Source organism: Glycomyces sp. NPDC021274 (assembly GCF_040641195.1).
In the GTDB taxonomy this organism is placed as follows: Bacteria; Actinomycetota; Actinomycetes; order Mycobacteriales; family Micromonosporaceae; genus Glycomyces.
Genome location: NZ_JBFADC010000002.1, coordinates 55727 through 74705 on the forward strand (window position 1 = coordinate 55727; position 18979 = coordinate 74705).

The 18979-nt window shown below is 71.4% G+C and carries 16 protein-coding genes; 13 read left to right on the forward strand and 3 right to left on the reverse strand.

Annotation, left to right across the window (positions count from 1 at the left end; genetic code table 11):
• Positions 1 to 43: 43 nt before the first annotated feature.
• Entirely contained in the window at positions 44 to 856 is an 813-nt protein-coding gene (locus AB0I03_RS04160; RefSeq protein ID WP_360406100.1) for an exodeoxyribonuclease III, read from the reverse strand.
• A gap of 114 nt (positions 857 to 970) precedes the next feature.
• On the opposite strand from AB0I03_RS04160, the gene AB0I03_RS04165 reads away from it, so the two are divergent.
• The 5 genes from AB0I03_RS04165 to AB0I03_RS04185 all read left to right on the forward strand — a co-directional run bounded on the left by AB0I03_RS04165 (position 971) and on the right by AB0I03_RS04185 (position 7080).
• Positions 971 to 3247: a hypothetical protein gene (locus tag AB0I03_RS04165; protein WP_360406103.1), complete on the forward strand. Its 2277-nt coding sequence runs from the start codon at positions 971 to 973 to the stop codon at positions 3245 to 3247.
• Between the two features lie 55 nt (positions 3248 to 3302).
• Positions 3303 to 4082 carry an exodeoxyribonuclease III gene (locus AB0I03_RS04170; protein ID WP_360406106.1) on the forward strand — a complete coding sequence of 260 codons (780 nt, stop codon included), beginning with the start codon at positions 3303 to 3305 and terminating at the stop codon, positions 4080 to 4082.
• A gap of 58 nt (positions 4083 to 4140) precedes the next feature.
• A complete protein-coding gene (locus AB0I03_RS04175) occupies positions 4141 to 5106 on the forward strand; it encodes a hypothetical protein (RefSeq protein ID WP_360406109.1) in 966 nt (321 codons plus the stop codon).
• 12 nt (positions 5107 to 5118) lie between these two features.
• Positions 5119 to 5757 (forward strand): maleylpyruvate isomerase N-terminal domain-containing protein, encoded by a 639-nt coding sequence (locus tag AB0I03_RS04180; RefSeq protein WP_360406112.1) that lies wholly within the window; start codon positions 5119 to 5121, stop codon positions 5755 to 5757.
• Between the two features lie 255 nt (positions 5758 to 6012).
• Positions 6013 to 7080 carry a 3-deoxy-7-phosphoheptulonate synthase gene (locus AB0I03_RS04185; RefSeq protein WP_360406115.1) on the forward strand — a complete coding sequence of 356 codons (1068 nt, stop codon included), beginning with the start codon at positions 6013 to 6015 and terminating at the stop codon, positions 7078 to 7080.
• A 58-nt stretch (positions 7081 to 7138) separates the two neighbouring features.
• Here AB0I03_RS04185 and AB0I03_RS04190 read toward each other — a convergent pair whose 3' ends face one another.
• Complete coding sequence (locus tag AB0I03_RS04190) at positions 7139 to 8644, reverse strand: alpha-N-arabinofuranosidase (RefSeq protein ID WP_360406118.1); 1506 nt, start codon at positions 8642 to 8644, stop codon at positions 7139 to 7141.
• Positions 8645 to 8769: 125 nt separating this feature from the next.
• Positions 8770 to 9777, reverse strand: a complete 1008-nt coding sequence (locus AB0I03_RS04195) for a LacI family DNA-binding transcriptional regulator (protein WP_360408077.1) — start codon at positions 9775 to 9777, stop codon at positions 8770 to 8772.
• A 279-nt stretch (positions 9778 to 10056) separates the two neighbouring features.
• On the opposite strand from AB0I03_RS04195, the gene AB0I03_RS04200 reads away from it, so the two are divergent.
• The 8 genes from AB0I03_RS04200 (at position 10057) to AB0I03_RS04235 (ending at position 18970) form a co-directional block, all read left to right on the forward strand.
• Positions 10057 to 10452 carry an L-rhamnose mutarotase gene (locus tag AB0I03_RS04200; RefSeq protein ID WP_360406121.1) on the forward strand — a complete coding sequence of 132 codons (396 nt, stop codon included), beginning with the start codon at positions 10057 to 10059 and terminating at the stop codon, positions 10450 to 10452.
• Entirely contained in the window at positions 10449 to 11618 is a 1170-nt protein-coding gene (rhaI, locus tag AB0I03_RS04205) for an L-rhamnose isomerase (RefSeq protein ID WP_360406124.1), read from the forward strand. The genes AB0I03_RS04200 and rhaI overlap by 4 nt, the downstream gene beginning before the upstream one ends.
• A 4-nt stretch (positions 11619 to 11622) precedes the next feature.
• The gene (locus AB0I03_RS04210) at positions 11623 to 13647 is read left to right on the forward strand and encodes a bifunctional aldolase/short-chain dehydrogenase (RefSeq protein WP_360406127.1); all 2025 of its coding nucleotides are present in this window, start codon (positions 11623 to 11625) and stop codon (positions 13645 to 13647) included.
• Positions 13644 to 15089, forward strand: a complete 1446-nt coding sequence (locus AB0I03_RS04215; protein WP_360406130.1) for a rhamnulokinase family protein — start codon at positions 13644 to 13646, stop codon at positions 15087 to 15089. Before AB0I03_RS04210 ends, AB0I03_RS04215 begins: the two co-directional genes overlap by 4 nt.
• 82 nt (positions 15090 to 15171) lie before the next feature.
• Positions 15172 to 16467 carry an extracellular solute-binding protein gene (locus tag AB0I03_RS04220; protein WP_360406133.1) on the forward strand — a complete coding sequence of 432 codons (1296 nt, stop codon included), beginning with the start codon at positions 15172 to 15174 and terminating at the stop codon, positions 16465 to 16467.
• 160 nt (positions 16468 to 16627) lie between these two features.
• On the forward strand, positions 16628 to 17479 hold the full coding sequence (locus AB0I03_RS04225) for a sugar ABC transporter permease (protein ID WP_360406136.1): 852 nt from the start codon (positions 16628 to 16630) through the stop codon (positions 17477 to 17479).
• Positions 17476 to 18363, forward strand: a complete 888-nt coding sequence (locus AB0I03_RS04230) for a carbohydrate ABC transporter permease (RefSeq protein WP_360406139.1) — start codon at positions 17476 to 17478, stop codon at positions 18361 to 18363. Before AB0I03_RS04225 ends, AB0I03_RS04230 begins: the two co-directional genes overlap by 4 nt.
• Before the next feature lie 10 nt (positions 18364 to 18373).
• Entirely contained in the window at positions 18374 to 18970 is a 597-nt protein-coding gene (locus AB0I03_RS04235; RefSeq protein WP_360406142.1) for a DUF624 domain-containing protein, read from the forward strand.
• Positions 18971 to 18979: the final 9 nt, after the last annotated feature.

The following is an 18979-nucleotide window of genomic DNA, read 5'->3' on the forward strand; positions in this document are numbered from 1 at the left end:
TCAATGGTGCCCGTTCGCTCTGCCGGCCGGCGAGCCGGGGCTCCTAGTGGTCGTAGGTCACCAGGACGGGGGCGTGGTCGGACCAGCGCTGGTCGTGGGTGGGGGCGCGGTCGACCCAGGCTTTGGTGGCCTTGGCGGCGAGGGCGCTGGTGGCGACGTGGAGGTCGATGCGCCAGCCGGCGTCGTTGTCGAAGGCGCGGCCGCGGTAGGACCACCAGGAGTAGGGGCCGTCGACGCCGGGGTTGAGGGCGCGGACGACGTCGACGAAGGTGCCGGTGGCGTAGAGGTCGGTGAGCCAGGCGCGTTCGCCGGGGAGGAAGCCGGCGGTCTTCTTGTTGGACTTCCAGTTCTTGAGGTCGGCTTCGGCGTGGGCGATGTTCCAGTCGCCGCAGACGAGGAGTTCGCGGCCTGCGGCTCGGGCTTTCTTGGCGGCTTCGGCGAGGTAGGCGGCGAAGACGGCCATGAAGCGTTCCTTCTCGACCTGGCGGGGGGTGTCGGTCTCGCCGGAGGGGAGGTAGAGGCTGGCGACGGTGAGGCCGGGGAGGTCGACTTCGGCGTAGCGGCCGTGGTCGTCGAATTCGGTGGCGCCGGTGAAGCCGCTGAAGCCGGTGCGGGCGGCTTCGGGCGGGGTGCGGGTGAGGACGGCGACGCCGGCGCGGCCTTTGGCGACGGTGGAGGGGGCGACGTGCCAGTGCCAGCCGGCGGCTTCGAGGACTTCGGCGGGGATCTGGTCGTGGGCGGCGCGGACTTCTTGGAGGAGCACCACGTCCGCTTCGGTCTGCTCGAGCCAGGGGATGATGCCCTTCTTGGCCGCGGCTCGGATTCCGTTGACGTTGGCGGTGGCGATGGTGCGCATCGGCCCAGCCTAACGCGGGCGGGGGTGGTCGTCCGGTCGCGGCGCGGCGGGTTGTGGTGAAGGTCGGGCGGCCAGGGAGCCGGGAGGGGCGTGGGGACCCCATAGACTGCTGGCATGACTTGGGAGGCGGGCGTGCGGGTGCGCGGGGGCGGTGCGTGGGTGCGGGGTGTCGCGGCCGTGCTGGCGGTGGTCTGCGCGGTGCTGGCGGCGCCTCCGGCGGTGGCGGCGGCCGAGGAGGACGAGGCCGCGGGGATCATCGTGCTGGGCGTGCCGGGGCTGGCGTGGACGGACATCGACGCGTCGGTGACGCCGAACATGTGGGCGATGGCGGGTTCGGGTGCGTCGGCGTCGATGAGTGTGCGCACGATCGGGTCGTGGACGTGTCCTGAGGCGGGCTGGTTGAGCCTGGGCGCGGGTGAGCGGGCGGGTGGTGCGGCGCCGCGCGATGCGCAGTGCGCGGCGCAGTCGCGGTTGCAGGCGCCGGTCGAGGACGGTGCGGGCTGGTCGGTCGAGGACTGGCAGGCGCTGGTCGATGCGAACGAGTCGTTCAACTACGGGGCCCGGTTGGGGTCGCTGGCCGATGCGGTGGCGGCGATGGCCGCGGAGCAGGAGGCGGCGGCGCTGGAGGCCGAGGCCGCCGGTGAGCCGGTGGTGGCGCCCGATCCGGGGGCGTGCGTGGCGGGCATCGGTGACGGTGCGGCGCTGGCGGCGGCGGACACGGCGGGCCGGATCGCGTTCTGGGGGCCGGATCTGGGGTCGCTGGGCGCGGCGATGGGCGTGTGCGATGTGGTGATCGTGGATCCGGGTGTGGTCGTGGGCGACACGGCCGACGAGGCGCCGGACACGAGCACGGACTATGACCAGTTGGGTGAGGACGACATCGGTGTGGGCTCGGATGAGCCGACCGGGGCGCTCGACGAGGGCGAGATCGAGCCGGAGGCGGCGTCGGTGCGCGAGCGCGCGGCCGCGGAGGCGGATGCGGCGGTGGGCGAGGTGCAGGCGGCGCTGCCGGAGGACTGGCGGCTGCTGGTCGCGGGCGTCTCGGATGCGTCGGCGCCGTCGGCGCTGCACCCGGTCCTGTATTCGGGTGCGGGCGTGGAGGCGGGTGCGTTGACGTCGGCGACGACGGGCCGCGACGGGTACGTGCAGCTGGTGGACGTGTCGGCGACGGCGCTGGGGGCGATCGGCGCGGGCGTGCCGGCGACGGTGGCCGGGGCGCCGATCCAGGTGCTGCCCGATGCGACGCATTCGAGTGCGTCGGCGGTCGCGCGCGGCATCGACGAGACCGCCGCGTCGCAGTCGGTGATCGCCGTGAGCTTCGTGTTCTACTCCGTGCTGTCCGCTCTCGGCGTGATCGCCGTGGCGGCGGCGGTGTGGCTGCTGTGCGGGCCGGACCGGTTCCGGGGCCTGGCGCGGACGGTGTGCCTGGCGGTCGCCGCGATGCCGGTGGCCGGGGTCGCCGCGGGCATCCCGCCCTGGTGGCGGGCCGGGGAGCCGACGCTCGCGTTCTGGGCGCTCATCGCCGCGGGCATGGCGGTGCTGACCGTGGCGGCGTCGCTGCCGTGGACGCGCCGGGGCGCGCGCCCGCTGCTGGTGATCGCCGGGACCGCGGCGCTGCTCATCGCGGTGGACCAGGTCTCGGGCGCGACCTGGCCCCTGCACACCCCGATGGGGTACACCGCGCAGGCCGGGGCGCGGTTCACCGGACTGGGGAACTACGCGTTCGCGGTGTTCGCGGCCGCGGTGATCCTGCTCGTCGCGTTCCTGCCGTGGCGGGGCCGGGCCCGCGTGTGGGGGCCGGTGGCGATCGGGGTGTGCGCGGTCGTGATCGTCGGCGCCCCGAACCTCGGGCGCGACATGGGCGGGACGCTCACGCTGGTGGCCGCGGGCATCCTGTGCTGCTGGAAGCTGTGGGGCCGCAAGCTCACGGTCAAGGCGGTGATCCTCGCCGGCGTCATCGCGTTCGCGGTGTTCGCGATCGGCGGGTTCCTGGACTATCTGCGCCCCCAGGAGGACCAGACCCATCTGGGCCGGTTCGTCGGGTCGGTCCTGGACGGGACCGCGGCGAACATCCTCATCCGCAAGGCCGATGCGGCCATCGGCACTATCGGGCGGCCGCTCACGTGGCTGTCGCTGGCGGCGCTCATCGGCGCGATCGTGATCTGGCGCCGGCGCGCCCCGGTCCGCACTGACGAAGTGGCCGCCGCTGTGATCGGGTTGAGCGCCGTCGCGGTCCTGGGCGCGGTCGTCAACGACTCCGGGATCGCCGTCACGGGGTTCGCCACCGCGATCGGCTTCGGCCTCCTGGCCGTCACCGTCGGGCCCCGTACCGACCGTGCGCGACCGGCCACACGGGACCCTGCCGCAGCTGCTCCTACCAGCAGGAACTGACCCGCGGACCCCGGGTCCGCCGAGTGCGGACCCGGCGGCGGGTAGGGTGAGGCCCATGCGCGTGGCCACGTGGAACATCAACTCGCTCAAAGCCCGCCTCGAGCGGCTCATCGGCTGGCTCGAGACCGCCGAGCCCGACGTGGTCTGCCTCCAGGAACTCAAGTGCGCCGACGCCGACGTGCCGATCGAGGCGATCAGTGCCGCCGGGTACGAGACCGCGTCGTGGGGCCTGGGCCGCTGGAACGGTGTCGCGATCCTGTCGCGGGTCGGCATCGCGGACGTGCGGCGGGGCATCACCGATCAGCCGGTCTTCGGTGACGAGGCCGAACCGCGGGCGATCACCGCGACCTGCGGGCCGGTGCGCGTCCAGTCGCTCTACATTCCCAACGGCCGGGACGTGGCCGACCCGCATTTCCCGTACAAGCTCGCGTTCCTCAAGGCCCTCGCCGCGGACGTCAAGGACGACGCCGCCGGCGCGCGGCCGTTCGCCGCCCTCGGCGACTTCAATATCTGCCCTACCGACGATGACGTCTGGGATGTCGACGAATGGCCGGGCACGACGCACACCACGCAGGACGAACGCGATGCCCTCGCGGCCGTGCAGGCCGCGGGGCTCGTCGACGTCTACCCGCGCCCCCTCAAGCACGCGCAGCCGTTCACGTTCTGGGACTACCGCAACCTCGACTTCCCGAAGAACCGCGGCCTGCGCATCGACCTGGCGCTGGCCAACCCCGCTTTCAAGGCGGCGGTGACCGACGCGTACGTCGACCGCAATGAACGCAAAGGCAAAGGCGCCTCCGACCACGCCCCCCTTGTGGTCGACCTCGACCTGTAAACCCGGCCGCCGCCCAGCCAGGACGGCGGCCCGACCCTCCGGAAGTAGACCTCCACCCGTGCGCAGCAAGCAGATCCTCTCCGTAGTAGTCCTCGCCGTCCTCGTGGCGTTCTTCCCGGTGCCGGCCGCGGCCGACCCCGATGAGGAGACCCTCGAGTCCGATCTGGCCGAGGCCATCGACAAGGTCGCCGACGCCGAGGACGCGGTCGAGGCCGCCAACGGGCGCGCCGACGAACTGGAACAGCAGATCGCCGATACGCAGGCGCTGTTCGACGAGCTCACCGTCGACCTCAACGAGTACGCGGTGTACCTCCACACCGAGGGGGAACTGCAGACCACCAACGCGATCCTGTCCTCCGAGAACAGCCGTGACCTGGTCGACGCCATGACCTACACCGGGTTCCTCGGTGGCGAGCGGGCCGCGCTCATGGACGAGGCCGGGGCGCTGCTGGACGAGCTGGAAGCCCAGCGCGATGCGCACGCCGACGAGGTCAAGGCCGCGGAGGACGCCCTCGAGGACGCCCAGAAAGCGGCCGACGAGCTTGAGGACCAGTTGGAGGACCTCCGCGCCGAGGAGGCCGCCGGCCCCGGCTCGGACGGCGGTGCTCCGGCCGCCGAAGGGTACGGGGGCGACGGCGGCGGCTGCACCGAGGACGACCCGACCACCGACGGCTGCCTGACCCCGCGCACGCTCCACATGTACAACGAGACGAAAGAGGCCGGCTTCGACCACTACGTGTCCTGCTACCGCTCCGGCGGCAGCGGTGAGCACCCGCTGGGCCGCGCCTGCGACTGGGCCGCCGACGAGTCGGGGTTCCAGAACGAGGACGCGACCGGTTCCGACAAGGACTACGGGGACCGGCTCGCCGCCTGGTACGTGAACAACGCCGACAGCCTCGGCGTCGAGTACGTCATCTGGTACCACGAGTTCTGGTCCTCCTCCTCGGGCTGGCGCTCCTACACCGGGGGCAACGGCGACCCCGCCTCTGACCACACCAACCACGTCCACGTCTCCATGCGTTAGCAGGACGAGCCGATGACCAGCATCCGCGACCAGTACCGCACCGCCGCCCGCACCGCCCTGGCCCTCGTCGGGGACGCCGCGGTCGTCAAGGCCTGGACCGAGCCGTCCGCGCTCGCGGGCTTCACCGTCGGCGGCCTGGCCGCGCACCTCGCGCAGCAGATCACCTCGGTGACCGCCGCCCTCGCGGCCGACCATGCGGGGAAGGCGCACGTGCGCCTGTTCGAGCACTATGATCGTGCCGCCTGGCTCGGTGCCGACCTCGACAACGACTACAACACCGGCATCCGCGAGGGTGGCGAGCGCGCCGCCGAGACCGGTCCGGCCGCCGTCGCCGATGAGGCCCGCGCCGCGCTCGCCGCCCTCGAGACTGCACTGCCGGCCATGGACGGCACCGAGACCACCGGCAACACCCGCTGGCCCTACGCGATGAGCCTCGACGACTTCCTGCGCACCCGCATCATGGAACTCGTCGTCCACGGCGACGACCTGGCCTACTCGGTCGCGATCGACACGCCCGTGTTCGAGGAGGACGTGTTCGACACGGCCGCGTGGATGCTCGCGCGCCTGGCGGTCAAGCGCCACGGCCAGGCCGCGCTCGTGCGCGCCCTCGCCCGGGCCGAACGCGCCCCGGCGACCGTCAGCGGCCTGTGACGCCCCGCCCCGGGCGTGGCCGCCGCATCCGGGCGTGTGCTACGGTTCGCCCCATGTCTACGGCAGTTCGTTGGTATCGGCGCTTTACGCCGGCTCCGGGTGGAGCCAGGCGGCGCATGCGCTGACCGACGAACACACCCGGAGCCAGCAAGGCAGCGACACGAGTCGCTGCCTTTCGTCGTCAGGCGGGCCGGCACCGGGGAGACCACGAGTGGACAGGACCCGCCTCGCCACCAGAGATGGGAACCGCACCCGATGACCGCCGACCGCTCACCGCAGACCAACGACCTGCGCGTCACCGCCTTCCAGCCGCTCGTCGCCCCCGCCGCCCTCCGCGCGGAGCTTCCGCTCGGCGACGATCGCGCCGCCCTCGTCGAGCGCACCCGCCGCGAAGTGCAGCACGTCCTCGACGGCACCGACGACCGTCTCCTCGTCGTCGTCGGTCCCTGCTCCGTGCACGACGCGGCCGCCGCCCGGGACTACGCCCAGCGCCTCGCCGCCGCCGCGGCGCCGCTCGGCGACGCGCTCATGGTCGTCATGCGCGTGTACTTCGAGAAGCCCCGCACCACCGTCGGCTGGAAGGGCCTCATCAACGACCCGCACCTGGACGGCACCCACGACGTCGAGCTCGGCCTGCGCCTGGCCCGGCAGGTGCTCCTGGACGTGCTCGACACGGGTCTGCCGGTGGGCTGCGAGTTCCTGGAGCCCACGAGCCCGCAGCACATCGCCGACGCCGTCTCCTGGGGCGCGATCGGGGCGCGCACCACCGAGTCCCAGGTGCACCGCCAGCTCGCGTCGGGCCTGTCGATGCCCGTCGGGTTCAAGAACACCACCGACGGCGACCTGGCCTCGGCGATCGACGGCTGCCGGGCCGCGGCCGGGGACCACGTGTTCTTCGGCGTCGACGAGGACGGGCGCGCCTCCATCGTCTCCACCAGCGGCAACCCCGACTGCCACATCATCCTGCGCGGCGGCCGCGGCGGCCCCAACTTCGGGCCCGCGGAGGTGCGCGACGCGCTGGCGCTGTTGGCCAAGCACGGCATGCCGCAGCGGCTCGTCGTGGACGCGAGCCACGCCAACTCCGGGAAGGACCATGTCCGCCAGGCCGAGGTCGTGCGCGAGGTCGCCGCGCGCATCGGCGCGGGGGAGCAGGGCATCGCGGGGCTGATGATCGAGAGCTTCATCGAGCCCGGCCGGCAGGAGCCGGCCCCGCTGGAGACCCTGGTCTACGGCAAGTCCGTGACCGACGCGTGCGTGGGCTGGGACGAGACCGAGGCGCTCCTGGGCGAGCTCGCCGCGGCCGTCCGCGAGTCCCGGGCCTGACCGACGCGAAGGCGGGGCCCGCAGCTGACGCTGCGGGCCCCGCCTTGCTGTTGCGGTCCTAGGCGATGCGGATGGTGTTCCAGCTCATCGCGGGCAGCTCCACATGGGCCACGCCGTCTTTGACGGTGATGTCGCCGTTGGCGACCGGGGCCACGCGGGTCTGGTCCTCGAGGGTGTTCTTGGCGTTGGGGTCGGCGTCGGTGAGCGTCGAGCAGGTCACGTCGGCGAGGCCGCCGAGCGAGCCCAGGTCGACCTCGAGGGTCAGCGGGTGCTCGAGGTCGCGGTTGACGGCGAACACGGTGTAGGTGCCGTCCTCGTTGGCCACGGCCACCGAGTGGAGGGCGTCGACCGTGCCGTACGCCTTGGTGTCGAACGAGGGGGAGTCGGCGTTGACGCGCAGGACCTTGCCGCGCCCGAACTTGGAGGCCTCGGCGAACGGGAAGAACGTGGTCTGGCGCCACGCGGGCCCGTCCGGCTCGGTCATGATCGGGGCGATCACGTTCACCAGCTGCGCCAGGCAGGCGGCGGTGACCCGGTCGCAGCGGCGCAGCAGCGTGATCATCAGCGAGCCGAACACGACCGCGTCCATCGCCGAGTACACGTCCTCGAGCTGGCGGGGCGCGACCGCCCACGGCTCGTCGCGCTCACCGGTGGGCGCGTTCTGGTACCAGACGTTCCACTCGTCGAAGGAGATGTTGATCTTCTTGTCGCTCTTGAGCTTCGCGCCCACGGCGTCCGCGGTGGCGGTGACGCCGTCGATGAACAGCTCCATGTCCTGCGCCGAGGCCATGAACGACGCGAAGTCGCCTTCGCGCGGCTGGTAGTAGGCGTGGGCGGAGATGTAGTCGACCGACTCGTACGACTGGGTGAGGACCTCGGCCTCCCAGGCGCCGAACTCGGGCATGCCCCGGGAGGAGGACCCGCACGCGACGAGGTCGAGCGTGGGGTCGATGTAGCGCATGGAGCGGGCGACCTGGTCGGCGGTGCGGCCGTACTCGTGGGCGGTCTTCTGGCCGATCTGCCAGGGGCCGTCCATCTCGTTGCCCAGGCACCACAGCTTGATGCCGTAGGGCTCCTCGTCGCCGTGCGAGCGGCGCAGGTCCGACCAGTAGGTGCCGCCGGGGTGGTTGGCGTACTCGAGGAGGTCGAGGGCCTCCTGGAGGCCGCGGGTGCCGAGGTTGACGGCCATGTTCGGCTCGACGCCGACGGTGCGGCAGAACTTCATGAACTCCGAGAGCCCGAACTGGTTGGTCTCGGTGGTGCCCCAGGCGAGGTCGAGGCGGCGGGGCCGGTCCTCCTTGGGGCCGGTGCCGTCCTCCCAGCGGTAGCCGGAGACGAAGTTCCCGCCGGGGTAGCGGACCATCGTCGGGCCCAGTTCGCTGATGAGGTCGAGCACGTCCTGGCGCAGGCCGTCCGCGTTCGCGGTGGCGTGGCCGGGCTCGTAGATGCCGGTGTAGACGCACCGGCCCAGGTGCTCGACGAACGAGCCGAACAGCCGCTCGGGCACGTCGGCGACGGTGAAGCGCGGATCGAACTCGATGCGCGCGCGGTGGTGCTCGGCCATAATCGCCTCCTGGAAGGGTTCGCTGGTGCCGGCGGCCCGCAGGGGGCATGCGAGCGCATGCCGGGCCGGTTGCGCAGACGCTACCAGACCCGAACTTTACCGTTACACGAACGCTCGCGGCCCCGTCACAGCTCCTGCGACGTCGAGGCCCGGGCGACCAGTTCGGGCTGGAAGACCACGTTGCGGTGGGTGTGCCCGGCGCCCTCGCCGATCTCGTCGAACAAGAGCTGCGCGGCCGTGCGGCCCAGCTGCGAGCGCGGCTGGCGGATCGAGGACAGCGGCACGGCCGCCGCGGCCGCGAAGTCGATGTCGTCGTAGCCGATGATCGCGCACTCCTGCGGGACCTTCACGCCGTGCATCGTCAACGCCTGCAGGGCGCCCAGGGCCACGAGGTCGTTCGCGCAGAACATCGCGGTGGGCCGCTCGGCGAGGCCGAGCATCTGCTCCACCGCTTCGCGCCCGGCCGCGAAGTTCAGGCCTGCGGTCGTGAAGACCTCGAGCGCGACGCCGGCCTCGTCGCAGACTTCGCGGCAGCCGGCGAGGCGGTCGGCGACCTGGGGGATCGAGGCCGGTCCGCCGACGAAGGCGATGCGGGTGTGCCCGCGGTCGGCCAGGTGCTGCGCGGCGAGGCGGCCGCCGTGGACGTCGTCGACGGCCACGGAGCAGTGCGGGTGGCGTCCGGCGCCGCGGTCGACGAGCACGAGCGGGATGTCGTGGCCCGAGAGCCGCTCGATCCAGGAGGCCGAGGTGTCGTCGACGGGGGTGATGAGCAGGCCCAGGACCCGCTGCTCTTCGAGGATCTCGAGGTGGCGGCGTTCGCGGCGGACGTCTTCGCCGGAGTCGCAGACGGTGACGACGCCGCCGGCGGACTCGATGAGCGGTTCGGCGCCGCGCACGACGTCGGTGAAGAAGGGGTTGGCCACGTCCAGCACGACGACGGCGACGGTGCGCGAGCGGCCGGCCCGCAGCTGGCGGGCGGAGTCGTTGCGGACGTAGCCGAGTTCGGCGATGGCGGCCTGGACTCGTGAGCGGGTCTCCTCGGCGACGGCGTCGGGCCGGTTGAGCACGTTGGAGACCGTCCCGACGGACACGCCCGCGGCGCGCGCGACGTCCTTCATGCTGGTAGTGGTCATCGTCACCTCACGAATGCTATCGGGAGCCCAGGGTAGTGCAGGGGTGCGCATCGAACGGATCGACGGAGCGGCACTGCGGGCGATGCCCGGTCCTCCGTTTGAAACGGTTCAACGGTAATCGCGGAGCTTGAGGAGCATATACCGAACCGTGTTCGAATTTCTTCCCGGTCTTGGCTTGACAACCTGAGGCCCGAGGGTTTTAACTTATCGAAATCCCTTCATGAATCGATTCAAAATGTGCGCGGCCCCGAACCGCGCACATCCCAGAGGAGGAACCCCTTGGCAGCCCCGACCAACGGCTTGCAAGCGCCTTCAAAGGCGCGCGTGTGCTTCACGCTCCGCGTCCGGCCCGACCGGCTGGACGAATACCGCGAACGCCACGCCGCCGTCTGGCCCGACATGCTCGCCGCACTCGCCGAGACCGGCTGGTCCAACTACTCGCTCTTCCTCGGCGACGACGGCCTCCTCGTCGGCTACCTGGAGACCGACGACTTCGACACCGCCCGCGCCCAGATGGCCGAACGCGAGGTCAACGCCCGCTGGCAGGCCGAGATGGCCCCCTTCTTCGAAGGCACCGGCGGCGCCAACGCCGACGACGCCTTCACCGTCCTCCCCGAAGTGTTCAACCTCGAGACCCAACTGGCCCAGGCCGCAGGTGAAGGAGCTGGCAAATGAGCGACCGCACTGAGAACGCCAAGCAGGTCCTCGCGGCCCAGAACATCGAACTGCCCTCCTGGGCCTTCGGCAACTCCGGCACCCGCTTCAAGGTCTTCGCCCAGCACGGCGTCCCCCGCGACCCCTTCGAGAAGCTCGCCGACGCCGCCCAGGTCAACCGGTACACCGGCGCCGCCGGCTCCGTCGCCCTCCACATCCCCTGGGACAAGGTCGACGACTACCAGGCGCTCGCCGCCCACGCCGCCGAACTCGGCGTCCGCATCGGCACCATCAACTCCAACACGTTCCAGGACGACGACTACATGCTCGGCTCGGTCTGCCACCCCGACGCCGCCGTCCGCCGCAAGGCCACCCGGCACCTCCTCGAATGCGTCGACATCATGGACGCCACCGGCTCCCGCGACCTCAAACTCTGGTTCGCCGACGGCACCAACTACCCCGGCCAGGACTCCATCGCCGACCGCCAGGACCGCCTCGCCGAAGTCCTCGCCGAGGTCTACGCCCGCCTCGGGGACGACCAGCGCCTCCTCCTCGAATACAAGCTGTTCGAGCCCGCGTTCTACACCACCGACGTCCCCGACTGGGGCACCGCGTACGCGCACTGCCTCAAGCTCGGCCCCAAGGCGCAGGTCGTGATCGACACCGGCCACCACGCGCCGGGCACGAACATCGAGTTCATCGTCGCGCTGCTGCTGCGCGAAGGGAAGCTCGGCGGATTCGACTTCAACTCGCGGTTCTACGCCGACGACGACCTCATGGTCGGCTCGGCCGACCCGTTCCAGCTGTTCCGGATCATGCACGAACTGGCGCTGCGCAGCGCGATCGGCCCGGACTCGGGCATCGCGTACATGCTCGACCAGTGCCACAACATCGAGCCGAAGATCCCCGGTCAGATCCGCTCGGTCATGAACGTGCAGGAGGCCACCGCGAAGGCGCTGCTGGTCGACATCCCGGCCCTCGCCAAGGCGCAGGCCGCCGGAGACGTGCTGGGCGCCAACGCGGTCATGATGGACGCGTACAACACCGACGTGCGCCCGCTGCTGGCGGAGCTGCGCGAGGAGCAGGGCCTCGCGGCCGACCCGATGGCCGCCTACGCGGCCTCGGGGTACGCCGAGCAGATCAAGGCCGACCGCCGCGGCGGCCAGGCCGCCGGTTGGGGGGCGTAGGCGCATGGGTGCGGTACAGGACCTCATCGGCCGGTCGAACCGGCTGGGCGCGGACAAGCGCAACACGAACTTCGCCGGCGGCAACACCTCCGCCAAAGGCACCGAAACCGATCCGGTCACCGGCGAGCCGGTGGAGCTCCTGTGGGTCAAGGGCTCCGGCGGCGACCTCGGGACGCTCACCGAGTCCGGGCTGGCGGTACTGCGGCTGGACCGCATGCGCGCCATGGTCGACACCTACCCCGGCGTCGACGACGAAGACGCGATGGTCGCGCGGTTCGACTACTGCCTGCACGGCAGGGGCGGCGCCGCCCCGTCGATCGACACGGCCATGCACGGCCTGGTCGACGCCGCGCACGTCGACCACCTGCACCCCGACTCCGGGATCGCGTTCGCGACCGCCGCCGACGGGCCCGCGCTGACCAAGGAGTGCTTCGGCGACCAGGTCGTCTGGGTCCCATGGCGTCGCCCCGGGTTCCAGCTGGGCCTGGACATCGCCGCGATCAAGGCCGCGAACCCGCAGGCCATCGGGTGCATCCTCGGCGGCCACGGCATCACCGCCTGGGGCGCGACCTCCGCGGAGTGCGAGGCGAACTCCCTGGCGATCATCCGCGGCTGCGAGGCGTTCATCGCCGAACGCGGCAAGGCCGACCCGTTCGGCCGGCGCATCGCCGAGCCCCTCGGCGACCGGGCCCGCGCCGAGCGGGCCGCCGCGCTCGCACCGGTGATCCGCGGCCTGGCCTCCACCGACAAGCGCCAGGTCGGGCACTTCACCGACGACGCGGTCGTCCTCGACTTCCTCGCCTCCGAGCGGATGCCCGAACTCGCGGCCCTGGGCACCTCCTGCCCGGACCACTTCCTGCGCACCAAGGTCCGGCCCCTGGTCCTCGACCTCCCCCCGACCGCGTCCCTTGAAGACACGATCGAGCGGCTGCGGGAACTGCACGCCGCCTACCGCGAGGACTACGCCGCCTACTATCAGCGGTTCGCCACGGCGGACTCGCCCGCGATGCGCGGCGCCGACCCCGCGATCGTCCTCGTCCCCGGCGTCGGCATGTTCTCCTTCGGGCCCGACAAGAAGACCGCCCGCGTCGCCGGCGAGTTCTACGTCAACGCCGTCAATGTGATGCGCGGCGCCGAAGCGATCTCCACGTACGCGCCGATCGACGAAGCCGAGAAGTTCCGCATCGAGTACTGGGACCTCGAAGAGGCCAAACTCAAGCGCCTGCCCGAGCCCAAACCGCTCGCCGGACGCATCGCCCTGGTGACCGGCGCGGCCGGCGGCATCGGCAAGGCCACCGCGCAGCGGCTCGCCGCCGAAGGCGCCTGCGTCGTCATCGCCGACCTCGACCTCGCCAAGGCCCAGGCGACCGCCGCCGCGATCGGCAACGCCGACACCGCCGTCGGCATCGCCTGCAACGTCACCGACGAAGCGGCCGTCACCGCCGCGATCGACGCCGCGGCGCTGGCGTTCGGCGGCGTCGACCTCATCGTCAACAACGCCGGGCTCTCACTGTCCAAGCCGCTGCTGGAGACCACCGCCGCGGACTGGGACCTCCAGCACGACGTCATGGCGAAGGGCTCGTTCCTGGTCTCCCGTGAGGCCGCACGGCTGATGGTGGCGCAACGGATGGGCGGCGACATCGTCTACATCGCCTCCAAGAACTCGGTGTTCGCCGGCCCCAACAACATCGCCTACTCCGCGACCAAGGCCGACCAGGCCCACCAGGTGCGGCTCCTCGCGGCCGAGCTCGGCGCGCACGGCATCCGCGTCAACGGCGTCAACCCCGACGGCGTCGTCCGCGGCTCCGGCATCTTCGCCGGCGGCTGGGGCGCCGAACGCGCCGCCGTCTACGGCGTCGAAGAAGCCAAACTGGGCGAGTACTACGCCGGACGCACCCTCCTCAAGAAAGAGGTGCTGCCCTCCTCGGTCGCCGACGCCGTCTATGCGCTCGTCGGCCCCGACCTCGGCCTCACCACCGGCGTCCACATCCCCGTCGACTCGGGCAACCCGCAAGGATTCCTGCGGTGACGCTCCTGGCCGCCGTCGACCTCGGCGCGACCTCCGGCCGCGTCATGGCCGCGCACCTGCGCGGCGACCGGATCGACCTCACCGAGACCGCCCGGTTCCCCAACCGTTCGGTCAACGTGCGCGGACGCCGCTACTGGGACGTCCTCGGCCTGTGGTCGGGCATCCTCGAAGGCCTGCGGGCCGTCGGGGACGCCGCCGCGATCGGCGTCGACTCCTGGGCGGTCGACTACGGCCTCATCGGCCACGACGGCCACCTGGCCGCCAACCCCGTCAGCTACCGCGACGCGCGCGGCCCCGCCGCCAAAGCGCGCGTCCTCGAACAGGTCAGCGCCGCCGACCTCTTCACCGCCACCGGCATCCAGCCCCAGCCGTTCAACACGGTCTTCCAGCTCGCCGCCGAGACCACCAGCGCCCACCAGGCGCTGCTCATCCCCGACCTCATCGGGTACTGGCTGTCGGGCGTCCGCGCCTGGGAGGCGACCAACGCCTCCACGACCGGGCTCCTCGACCTCGCCACCGGCGACTGGTCGGCCGCTCTGGCCGGCCGGATCGGCATCGACCTGGGACTGCTCGGTCCGGTCACCCCGACCGGGACCGTCCTGGGGCCGGTGCTGCCGGAGGTCGTCGAGGCCACCGGGCTCGCCGCGTCCACGAAGGTGGTCGCGACCGCCAGCCACGACACGGCCGCCGCGGTCGCCGCCGTCCCGTACGAAGGCGAACGCGCCGCGTACATCTCCTGCGGCACCTGGTCGCTCGTCGGCGTCGAACGCGACACGCCGATCACCAGCGCCGCGGCGCTGGAGGCCGGGTTCACGAACGAGCGGGGCGCGGACGGGGCGATCCGGTTCCTGCGCAACGTCGCCGGGCTGTGGCTGCTCAACGAGTCCGTCAACGCCTGGCGGACCCAAGGGCTCGAAGTCGGCCTCGCCGACCTGCTCGCCGAAGCCGCGCGCGTCGACCGGCTCAGGTCGGTCGTCGACCCCGACGACGCGCGGTTCGCCGACCCGGGGGACATGCCCGCGCGCCTCCGCGCCTACTGCGCCGAGACCGGCCAGCCGGTGCCCCAGACCCCGGCCGAGGTCGCGGCGTGCGTGCTCGACTCGCTCGCGCTCGCCCACCGCCGCGCCGTCGACGCGCTCGAGTCCCTCACCGGGGACCCGGTCGAGGCGATCCACATCGTCGGAGGCGGCGCGAACAACGCGCTGCTGTGCCAGTTGACGGCCGACGCCACCGGCCGCACCGTCCTGGCCGGACCCGACGAGGCCACCGCCTTGGGCAACGCCCTCGTGCAGGCCCAGGCGCTGGGGCTCATCGCGCCCGGCGCCCCGGCGCGGCGGGCGGTCGCCCGCGCCTCAGCCCGTCCGCGCCGCTACGAACCCCGGGGGCCCGAAACGCCCTGGGGGAGCGCGGCAGCGCGGCTCCAGCCCGCCCGCGTCGCCTGAAGCGGCCGGGCGCAAGCGAACTCAATAGATCCCGAAGGCCCGCCCTGGGCGGGACCCCTCTTATAAGAAGGAGCAATCAACGATGATGCGCAACCCTCACGGCCTCCGGCGCCGTTCACTCCTCACCGGCGCTTCGGCAGCCGCGGTCCTCGCCGCTGCCGCCGCCTGCGGTGAGGACGGCCCGGCCGGCACTGCCGACGACCCGGTCGAGATCAGCTTCGAGTGGTGGGGCGACGAGACCCGCGCCGAACTCACCCAGCAGGCCGTCGACCTCTTCCAGGAGAAGAACGCCGGCATCAAGGTGCAGACGAACTTCGCGGACTTCCCGACGTTCTGGGAGGGCATGACCGGCCGCATGGCCTCGCGCGACCTGCCCGACGTGTTCCAGATGGACTACTCGCGGCTGCGTCAGTTCGGCACCAGCGGACTGCTGCTGCCCCTGGAAGGCGTCGTCAAGACCGACGACTTCCGCGAGGGCTTCCTCGACACCGCCACGCTCGACGGGCAGCTGCTCGCGGTCCCGGTCGCGGGCAACACCCTCGGCCTGATCTACCGGGCCGACTGGTTCGAGGCCAACGGCGTCGCCGCGCCCGCGCCCGGCTACAGCTGGGACCAGTACGCGGCCGACATCACCACCCTCACCCCCGCGCTCGGCGAGGGCAAGTGGGGCGGCGGCGACTGGTCCGGCCAGTACCACTTCATGGAGCTGTGGCTGCGTCAGCAGGGCGGCAGCTTCTACACCGAGGACGGCAAGGCCCTCAACTTCGACGCCGCCAAGCTCGCCGAATGGTGGACCACCACCGCCGACCTGTACGCGGCCGGGATGGTCCCGCCCGTGGAGACCACCATCGAATGGGTCGAAGGCGGCCTCGTCCAGGACGTCCTGGGCTCCGAGATCGGCTGGGACAACTTCATGCCCGGGTACGCGCCGACCGTGGAGGCCAACGGCGGGACCCTCGCGCTCGCCGCACCGCCGTCGCTGGACCCGGCGAACCTGGGCCTGTACCTCAAGCCGTCGATGCAGTTCGTCATCTCCGGTGCGACCGAGCAGGCCGAGGCGAGCGCCAAGCTCATCGACTTCCTCCTCGGCGACACCGAGGCCATCAAGATCCTCGGCACCAGCCGCGGCGTCCCGGCCACCAACGCCGGTCTCGCGGGCGTCGACATCGACCCGGCCACCCAGGCCGTGCTCGACTACGAGGAGTCCGTCGCGCAGTACCTGACCACGCCGCCGCCGGCGCCGCCCGCGGCCACCGGTGCGATCGAGGTCAAGTTCGGCGAGATCTACCAGCAGGTCCAGTACGGCGAGATGACGGCGACGGAGGCCGCGACCCTGTTCTTGACCGAGGCCGAGACGCTGCTCGCCGCCGAGCAGTAAACCGATTTAAGGATCCTTCACCGTGTCAGCTTCACCCTCTACGACCGCGCCTCCCGCGGCGAAAGGGGCCGGAGCGCCGACCGCAGGCGGGGGACGGGGGGCGGCCAAGCGCCGCACCCCGATCTCCCGCCGCGGGGAGCGGCTCGTCGGCTATACCTTCATGACCCCTTGGATCATCGGGTCGCTCGTCTTCACCGTCGGGCCGATGCTGTGGTCGCTGTACCTGTCGTTCACCGACTACCACCTCATCCTCGGCGGTGACTTCATCGGCCTGGAGAACTACCGGGCGATGTTCGACGACCCGATGTTCGGCCGGGCCGTCAAGGTGACGCTGCTGTACGTGCTGCTGGCCGTGCCGTTGAAGCTCATCGCCTCCCTGGCGGTGGCGATGCTGCTGACGCAGTCGCGGCGGGGCATCGGGTTCTACCGGGCGGCGTTCTACATGCCCTCGCTGATCGCCATGAGCGTGGGCATCGCGATCGTGTGGAAGGCGCTGTTCGCCGGCGGCGGCCCCCAGGACCAGTTCATGTCCTGGTTCGGGTGGGAAGGCGGCGGGTTCATCGGCAACCCGTCCGTGTCGATCCTGATGCTGGTGCTGCTCAGCGTGTGGACCTTCGGCGCGCCCATGGTCATCTTCATGGCCGGGCTCCTGCAGGTCCCCGCCGAGCTGCACGAGGCGGCCGAAGTGGACGGGGCGGGGAAGTGGCACCGGTTCGTGCACATCACCATCCCGATGCTGTCACCGGTGATCTTCTTCAACGTGCTCATGGAGACCGTGCACGCCTTCCAGCTGTTCGGGCCCGCGTTCATCATCGGCGGCACCGCCGGCGGCCCGGCCTGGTCGACGCTGTTCTACACCGTGCGCATCTACGCGCTGGCGTTCGTGGACCTGCGCATGGGCTACGCCTCGGCGTGGGCGTGGATGCTGGTGCTCGCGGTCGGCGTGGTCACGCTGATCATGTTCCGGGCGGCGAAGAACCTCGTGTACTACGCAGGGGAGGACAACAAATGAGCGCCGCAACCGAAGCGCCGCGGGTCATCGCGCGCAAGAAGCGGACCGGGGCCGACCGGGCGAAGTCCGCGGCCTGGCACGTCGCCCTCCTGGCCGTGCTCGTGGTGGTCCTGTACCCGGCGTTCTGGGTGCTCACCGCCTCGGTCCGGGAGACCTCCGACATCCTCACCACCATCTCGCCGATCCCGACGTCGATCACGTGGGAGAACTTCGCGTCGGCCTTCGACGGACTCGCGGGGATCCCGCTGTGGCGGTTCTTCTGGAACTCGTTCGTGATCGCCGCCCTGTCGGTGGTCGGCATCCTCGCGTCCTGCTCGATCACCGCGTACGCGCTGGGGCGCCTGGAGTTCCCCGGGCGCAAGGCGATGTTCGCGGTGGTCATCGCGACGCTGCTGCTGCCGGGCCAGGTCATGCTCATCCCGCAGTACCTGATCTTCTCCGAGATGGACGTCGTCAACACGATCTTCCCGCTCGTCATCGGGAAGTTCCTCGGCCTGGACGCGTTCTTCGTGTTCATGTACGTGCAGTTCCTGCGCGGCATCCCGCGGGAGCTGGACCAGGCGGCGACGATCGACGGGGCCGGGCACTTCCGGATCTTCTTCTCGATCATGCTGCCGCTGCTGCGCCCGGCGATCGTGACGTCCTCGATCTTCACGTTCATCTGGTCGTGGAACGACTTCATGGGGCCGTTGATCTACCTGCACGAGATCGAGAAGTTCCCGCTGCCGCGCCTGCTGCAGTCGTACAACAACACCGAGGCGGTGTCCAACTACGGCGGCATGATGGCGATGACGCTGCTGTCGCTCGTCCCGGTGGTGCTGTTCTTCCTGGTCTTCCAGAAGTTCCTCATCAAGGGCATTGCCACCTCTGGTGTGAAGGGTTAGCGTGGCGTCCGTGGCTCGCAGGCGGCAGGCGTTCGGCGAGGGGTTCGCGCTCCTGGCCGAGTGCCTGCTGACCGGTGTGTGGCTGGTCCTGGCGGCGCTGCCGGTGGTGACGCTGCCGGCGGCGCTGTCGGCGGCGGCGCGGCACGTGGCGGCCTATGTCGACGGCGAGTCGACCGGCTGGGGCGGCTTCTGGGCGGACTTCCGCGCGGCCTGGCGCGAGTCGTGGCGTGCGGGCCTGGCCCTGGTCGGCGCCGGCCTTCTGCTGACGCTGAACCTGATGGTGCTGGCGCAGGAGGGCATTCCGGGCCGGCCGGGGTTCGCGCTGGCGACGTTCGCGGTCGCGGGCCTGGCGGCGACAGTGCTGCTGCGTGCGGCCGCAGCATGGACGCCGGGCGTGCGGTGGCGCGGACTGCTGGCCGAGGCGCTGGACGAGGCGCGCGGCGACGCGTCCGGCACGGGCATCCTGCTGGGCGGGGTGGCGGTGCTGGTGGCGTGCACGTGGGCGATGTGGCTGCTCATAGTGCCGATGAGCGGGTGCCTGATCGGTGCGGCCGTCGCGGTGCGGCGGCGCCGGATCGCACGTGATGCGGAGGAGCGCCGGGCCTGATTGCAGGGG